We start from the raw sequence: 1,248 nt of genomic DNA on the forward strand, positions 1-1,248 counted from the left end.
GAGCTGATCACCGCCGAGCACGGCAAGGTGCACTCCGACGCGCTGGGCGAGGTCGCCCGCGGCCTGGAGATCGTCGACCTGGCCTGCGGGATCACCGTGCAGCTCAAGGGCGAGCTGTCCACCGAGGTCGCCTCGCGCGTGGACGTCTCCTCCATCCGCCAGCCGCTGGGCGTGGTCGCGGGCATCACCCCGTTCAACTTCCCGGCCATGGTCCCGATGTGGATGTTCCCGATCGCCATCGCGACCGGCAACACCTTCGTCCTCAAGCCGTCCGAGAAGGACCCCTCCGCCTCCCTCAAGCTCGCCGAGCTGCTCGCGGAGGCCGGCCTGCCCGACGGCGTCTTCAACGTCGTGCACGGCGACAAGGTGGCCGTCGACCGCCTGCTGGAGCACCCGGACGTCAAGGCCGTCTCCTTCGTCGGCTCCACCCCCATCGCCCGCTACATCCACACCACCGCCTCCGCGAACCACAAGCGGGTGCAGGCGCTGGGTGGCGCCAAGAACCACATGCTGGTGCTGCCGGACGCCGACCTGGACGCCGCCGCCGACGCCGCCGTGTCCGCCGCCTACGGCTCCGCCGGCGAGCGCTGCATGGCCATCTCCGCGGTCGTCGCGGTCGGCTCCATCGGCGACCAGCTGGTGGCGAAGATCCGCGAACGCGCCGAGAAGATCAAGATCGGCCCGGGCAACGACCCCGCCTCCGAGATGGGCCCGCTGATCACCAAGGTGCACCGCGACAAGGTGGCCTCCTACGTGGAGGGCGCGGCGGCCGAGGGCTGCGAGGTCGTCCTCGACGGCACCGGCTACACGGTGGAGGGCTTCGAGGACGGCCACTGGATCGGCATCTCGCTCCTCGACAAGGTCCCCACCACCGCCAGGGCCTACCAGGACGAGATCTTCGGCCCGGTCCTGTGCGTGCTGCGCGTGGACACCTACGAGGAGGGCGTGGCGCTGATCAACAGCTCGCCGTTCGGCAACGGCACCGCGATCTTCACCCGGGACGGCGGCGCCGCCCGCCGCTTCCAGCTGGAGATCGAGGCCGGCATGGTCGGCGTGAACGTGCCCATCCCGGTCCCCGTCGGCTACCACTCCTTCGGCGGCTGGAAGGACTCCCTCTTCGGCGACCACCACATCTACGGCAACGACGGCACCCACTTCTACACCCGCGGCAAGGTCGTCACCACCCGCTGGCCCGACCCCGCCGACGCCCCCACCGGCGTCGACCTCGGGTTCCCCCGCAACCACTGA

1 protein-coding gene is annotated in these 1,248 nt (G+C 70.6%); it reads left to right on the plus strand.

The annotated features are described in order from the left end of the window. Positions 1-1,248: CoA-acylating methylmalonate-semialdehyde dehydrogenase (gene mmsA, locus MQP27_RS50745; protein ID WP_242779504.1), on the plus strand; the 1,248-nt coding region annotated here is incomplete at its 5' end.

The sequence above is a fragment of the Streptomyces cylindrosporus genome, from assembly GCF_022698165.1.
Classification (GTDB): Bacteria; Actinomycetota; Actinomycetes; order Streptomycetales; family Streptomycetaceae; genus Streptomyces; species Streptomyces cylindrosporus.